Source organism: Chitinivibrionia bacterium, from assembly GCA_009779925.1.
GTDB lineage: Bacteria > Fibrobacterota > Chitinivibrionia > Chitinivibrionales > Chitinivibrionaceae > WRFX01.
In genome coordinates, this window is sequence record WRAZ01000068.1 from 1 (window position 1) to 6347 (window position 6347).

General features: G+C 43.3%; 4 protein-coding genes and 1 rRNA gene. All 5 read left to right on the plus strand.

Annotated elements, in window-relative coordinates; translation table 11 throughout:
• Positions 1-241: 241 nt before the first annotated feature.
• Positions 242-4264, plus strand: coding sequence for a hypothetical protein (locus FWE23_11050; protein ID MCL2845963.1), 4023 nt, complete (start codon positions 242-244; stop codon positions 4262-4264).
• Between the two features lie 123 nt (positions 4265-4387).
• Entirely contained in the window at positions 4388-4777 is a 390-nt protein-coding gene (locus FWE23_11055) for a nuclear transport factor 2 family protein (GenBank protein ID MCL2845964.1), read from the plus strand.
• Positions 4778-5279: 502 nt separating this feature from the next.
• On the plus strand, positions 5280-5582 hold the full coding sequence (locus FWE23_11060; GenBank protein ID MCL2845965.1) for a nucleotidyltransferase domain-containing protein: 303 nt from the start codon (positions 5280-5282) through the stop codon (positions 5580-5582).
• A complete protein-coding gene (locus tag FWE23_11065; protein MCL2845966.1) occupies positions 5575-5928 on the plus strand; it encodes a DUF86 domain-containing protein in 354 nt (117 codons plus the stop codon). The genes FWE23_11060 and FWE23_11065 overlap by 8 nt, the downstream gene beginning before the upstream one ends.
• Before the next feature lie 298 nt (positions 5929-6226).
• A 23S ribosomal RNA gene (locus tag FWE23_11070) occupies positions 6227-6347 on the plus strand; the annotation flags it as partial.

Consider the following 6347-nt stretch of genomic DNA (forward strand, 5'->3'; position numbering starts at 1 on the left):
ATAAATTGTCTGTGATTAACCCCGCCGTTTGTGGGGATAAATGAGAGGGTGAAATTAACTTTTGCCTCGGCTCTATCAAAAAAACTTCTCTAAACCCTTGACTTTTGCAGTGGCGAAAACGTATTTTATATCTATATTTCACAAAAATCTATAAAATTTCTTTTGGGCAATTGAAACTTTTCGAATTGTTCTTTTGCATATTTATTAAGAAAAAAACAAAAACAAATAAAAGGAGAAAATAATGACTAACCAACTAAAATCAATTGTAGTAATACTTGCAATTTTTGCGACGACTTCGTTCGCAGTAACTATTGGATTGGTTCAACCGAGAGATTGGGCGGCAGGAACCGCTGAAGACGGCGAAATTATACGAGTTTCTGCCACATCGACCGGAACACTAAGCGTTCCAAACGGCGCAACGGTAACAATAATTAGCGACGGAACAGAGACGGTAAATCTGACTTCCAGACCTGCTGCTTCAGCTCTAAACCCCAGGCTTGCAGTGAGTATTGCCGAAGGTGCTACTGTAAGATGGCAAGCGAGAGTTTTTTATAACTCAAGTGTTTCCAGTCTTGCAGTCGGTCGCGAGGCAGATGCTTCTACATTAGCTGTCAGATTTAGTGGTGCCGGAAATTTTCGTGTGTATGATGAAGCGGTAATAAGAAATCAAGGTTGGATTGGAAATGCTATTCGCGTAAGTGGCAACGGAACCGTTGATGTTTTAGGGGGTGTAATTGATGCCTTCACCAGAGATGTGGTTATTAATTCCCTAAACAACGCTAATATTATAATTAGAGGCGGAGATATTCACGCAAGCACTTGGCAAGGTATTGCTATCGCGGCAAGTAATGTTAATGTTTCAGGCGGCATAATTAGAGGCGGCGGTTCTGCGCAAACGCGTATAATACGCGCCGGAACAATTACGGTCTCCGGCGGCGAAATCCGCGCGACAGGTCTGGCGGAAGCAATTAACGTTACCGAGCACGCCGTCATTTCCGGCGGCGAAATTACAGCGTCGGGAGGAGCACATACAATAAACCTTTTGGCAGGGGCTGAACTTGAAGTCCGCGAGGGAGCAGTAATCAGGCAAACGCTTACAGAAGATCCCGGATTTATCGGTCCGGTGCACGCCATTAACTTAACGAGTCCAAACAGAGTTAGTGTTTTGGGCGGCGAAATTAGTGCGGCATCAACAGGTGCGGCAATTCGTTCTGCCGACTTGTCATCAAGTAATATTATTACAATAAGCGGCGGCGTTATTAGTGCTACAAGAGGAAATGCCATAATTGGCAGCGGAAATGGTCAAATAAATATTCGCGGCGGTTTAATAGTGGCGCAAGGAACAAATGTTGTAGGTGCAACTAATGTTTTGGATCGTAATCCGACAAGCAGAACGGGCGGCGTATTAGTTGCTTATCCTGTGAGCGGCAATTTTATGCCCGGAAGCAGTAATGGCTTGGCTACATTGCCGCTAAATGCAAACGTTTCGTGGGCAAATCAAAATGGTCAAACCGGAATTTTAGTTAATGGAAGCCAATTTTTTGCAACAACCGGCACGCAAGAGGTAGTTACCGCAAGAGACTGGACAACTACGGCATTAACCGCTGCCGATGGTCAAACTATAAGAATTACGTCAAGCGAGGCGTTAGGAACACTTACAATTCCCAACAACGCAACCGTAACAATAATAAGCGACGGAGCAGAACCGATAGCTCGCACGACGAGATTAGATGTGTCTATCGGCGATAATGCAACTGTGATATGGAGAGCGAGAATAAGCACTTCCGGAAATTCGGATGCCGTGTCGTTTTCCAGTGGCAACAACTCAAGAATTGAAATTCACGAGGGTGCAATAATCAGACAAACACAATCCGGCTCGTGGGCTACGAGGGCTATAAGCACCGGCGCTGGCAGAATTACAGTTTACGGCGGCGAAGTTAGTGTGGTCGGAACAGGAACTGCCATAAATTTTTCAGGTTCCGCTGCAAGTAATACCATTACTATAAACGGCGGAATTATCAGCGCGCCTAACGGTCGAGCAATTAACATCGGTGGCGGCGGAACAATAAATAAAAACGGCGGAGAAATAATACAAGTCCCTAACCCCACTTGGGGAACATCCGACCTCACTGCTTTTGACGGTGAAGTAATAACAATACCGAATAATACCTCGCAAGGTTGGTCAGGAAGATTGAGCGTTCCTGTCGGAGCAACAATAACTGTTGTGAGCGAGGGCAATGGTGTAATTTCGCGAGCAGCTGAATTCAATGTGCGAATAGGAGCCGGAGCAACTGTAAATTGGGATGCAAAAACTTCTATTTCTACTTCGGGAACGAGTTCGCCAAATGCCGTAAGTGTTGGTGGGACAGGAACTCTTGAAGTTCGCGACGGTGCAATAATCAGGGCAACATCAGGACAGGCAATATCTAGCGAAACCGGCACTATTGTAAATATTCGCGGCGGCTTAATAATTGCTACCGGATTTGGTATAGTAGGCACCACAAGCCACGTTATCAATCGTGCTCCGACAAGCCAAACAGGCGGAATTGTAATTGCCTATCCAAGCACAGCCGCCATTCGTATTGCAGGGACAAGCGACGGTTTGCTTTCATTGCCCGAAAATGCCCGTATTTCTTGGGGTATAAATGATGGAAACAGTTGTGTTTTGCTCGACGGAAACTATCTTTTTACTCCAAGCAACGCCCAACGAGTTTGGAATTGGGACGGCACAACTATTAACAATGCAAGCGATTTAGCCTTTTTCAGAGATTTAGTCAATGCCGGAAACAATTTTTCGGGCGAAACAATTCTGCTCGGCGCAAACATAAATGTTTCTGGAACTTGGACGGCAATCGGCACGGCGGCTCGCCCGTTTAGAGGAGTATTTAACGGACAAGGTCGCTCTATAAGCGGCTTATCTTCTCCGCTTTTTGGAAATATAACAGGCGCAGAAATACGAAATCTTACCATAAACAATTCGCACGGCTTGCTTAATAACGCAGACGGCAGTTTAATAGAAAACGTTAGGGTGAATATAAGCGCCACTTCTGTGGTCGGACTTGCCGCAACAACAAGCGGTGGCGATATAACCATTCGCAACTCTTTGGTGTCGGGAAATATTTCTGCCTCAGCTACAGGAAATAATTCCGTAAATCTCGGCGGCTTAATTAACGATGCAAACAGCGTCGTAATAATAGAAAATTCGTCTTTTGAGGGTAATATTACAGCTAATGCTGCGACTGCGAGTAGTGTTGTCGGCGGCTTGGTTGGGCGTGCGCAACAGGACATCACAATAAAAAATTCATCTGCTTCGGGCGATATTCGCTCTACTGTTTCGGGAACAACAGCCGCAAGTATTGCACTTGCAGGCGGACTAATCGGGCGAGCAAATATCACCGTCGGTATAACCGAGTCCTATTTTAGCGGCGAGGTTCTGACAACTTTAAGTTCCACGATGACAACTGCAAACTTAAGCCACACAGCGCGTTCGGGCGGATTTATTGGTTATGCTTCAGGAATTTTGGGCGTTGGCGCGGTAAATATAAGCAACTCTTTTGTTTTGGCAGATGTTCTTGCCTCTAATGCGTCCTTGGGTCAAAGTTCCGGCTTTACATATTCCGGCGGATTTATCGGAACACTGCGAAACAGAATAAACATTACAAACTCCTACGTAAACGGCGAAATAATAGCGAGCGGGGTTAGCGCAGCTCGACGAAGGGTCGGCGGAATTGTAGGTTTTTGGTCGGCGAGTAATATAGAAAGCAACGTGTTTTCTTCGCTTCCGTGTCAATCCGTTGATATAGCAGGAACAAGCGCGGCTCAATTAAGAAATCGCGCAACATTTACCGACTGGGATTTCGAGAACATTTGGAACATCAACCCTACAACCAACAACGGTTTCCCATTTTTGCGAAACGCCGGAGCAGACGACACCGTCGGCAGCACATTTATTCGTTCTCGCCCCGATACTCAACCGCGCCGCCACGGCATCCTCCTCGAAAACGCAATCGTCTCCGACATCGCCAAAATCACGGTAATCACCCCTGAGCCCGCCCAAACAACCCTCCGAATTTTGGACAATCTCGGCAACACAGTATTTGTAGAGACAAGGCACGCCTTGTCTAATAACAACGAATTTACGTGGAATTTGCAAAACCAAGCAAGAAGATTTGTAGCCAACGGCACGTATTTGGTGCTTGTTGAAGCAACAGGCATCAGCGGCAGAAGATTTGTATATTCGTCGAGGATTGGTGTGAAACGGTAATTTTTATTCGGTATTGGCAAAATATTGCTGAATATTTTGTAGAGACGCGATGCTCGCGTCTCTTTTTATTTGTGGCAAATATTATATTTGTATAAAAAGTAAGCGTAAAAAAGGAGACCAAAAATGAAATACCCCACCGAACATTTTGCAGCATACCAAGAAGCACTGAACTTGCATAGTTTTGACGGCATTGCAAAATTATTCCATAAAAACGCGTCTTTTTGCCATTCAGGAACAATGATGACGGATACTAAGGATGTCAAGGAGTTTCACGAAAACTTTTGGAACACGATAAAGCAAGTTAAATGGTGGGCAACCGATATTAAAACAGTTTACCAAGACGACAAGTGCGAAATTTACGCATACCAATACAACTACATCGGAACAGTTGACGGCGAGCAAGTCGAAGGCAACGGCAAAACTACAGATGTTTTCGTGAAAAACGGCGAGACAGGAAAATGGGAATTTCTGCACGCACATTCAAGTTCGGCGACCCTAAATCACGATGATTGATAGACCTGTGCAGTATTCGTCGAGTGAGGGGCATCTAATGTTAAAACTTTTTTCTATAAAATACTAAATTTTCCCCAAAATCTGCGTTCCAACTCATAATCGGAAACAATAAGAGTTTTTTATCTTCACAACTTATGAACATGAATTTCAACGGTGACGCTTCGGCTGCATTTTCAGAACAAGCACGTATAGACAGCGAGAAAAAAATAGATTTATTCACCGATACTTTCCTTAAAAAATTTGAGGAACATGGTACGGGGGCATTTAGTTTCGCATGGGCGGCGATGTTCGACATTAAAGCATAAAAAAGGGGTTTGAAATGGGACTCGGCTTTAGAAAAATCTGCTGCCGAGTTAAAGAGCGGTAAACAAGTTAAACAAACACAAAATACCGAATTTTCATAAGCGGATAGAAACGAAGTAAAAATCCTTTGCTTTTTTCAATATCCGCTTTTTTGTTTTGGCGGAATGTATTTTCTTCATAGAAAGCGAGGTAATAGAGTATGAACCGCAAAGTATATTCTGTAGATGAAATTAAAAAGCGATTTGAAAACGTCGCCAAAAAATACGAAATCAACGAAGCGTATTTATTCGGTTCTTATGCCCGTGGCGAAGCGACAAAAAAAAGCGATGTGGATTTTTACGTTCGCGCCGATAAAATAAGAACGCTTTTTCAACTGGGTGGATTTTACGCCGATACAAAAGAATCTATGGATAAAAATATAGACGTAATTACTACAAAGACAAGGTTGGACAGAAATTTTGAAGAAGAGATGAGAAAGGAATTGGTAAAGATTTATGGATAGGACAAAAAGAGATATTTCAATTTTAGGGCATATAATAAAACATTGTTCGGAAATAGTAGAAACCCACGAAACATTTGGAGACAGTTATGAAATATTCCGGAAAAGTAAGCCGTATTTCAAGGCGATTTCTATGGATTTGCTTCAAATCGGCGAATTAGCCAATCATTTGTCAAAGAATTTCCAAGAAAAGTATAGAAATATTCCATATTCGGCAATAATTACGTTAAGAAATATAGTTACTCACGGCTACGGAGAACTTGATGTAGAAATTGTCTGGGCAACTTCCCACGAAGATACTCCGATTCTTCAAAAACAATGCGAAGAAATATTAGCGGCAATGAGATAGATTTTCAAACATAGGATCGCCCGCCCTGTGGGCAAACAGTCAACAAGCACAGTCGAACTGTTTGCCCCAAATCTTAAAATAGTCAAAATAAAATATTTTACACAAAATTCCATTCCCCCCTTGACAACGCCCATAACAATAACGTATTTTCTCCCCGCTTAATTGACAAAGCGGAATAAATTTCAGCGAGATTAAGCAAGTTCCTTGACAAGACAGATAAAGCGAATAGAGTACATACGAAGATTTCGTTGAACGAGAAACAAACACCGTTTGCTTAATGCAGGCGTGTGAAAAACAATATTAAGATATTAAGGGTATATGGCGGATGCCTTGGCATCTACCGTCGAAGAAGGTCGTGACAGACTGCGAAAAGCCGCGCGGAGTAGTTAATATACGTTGATACGCGGATCACCGAATTG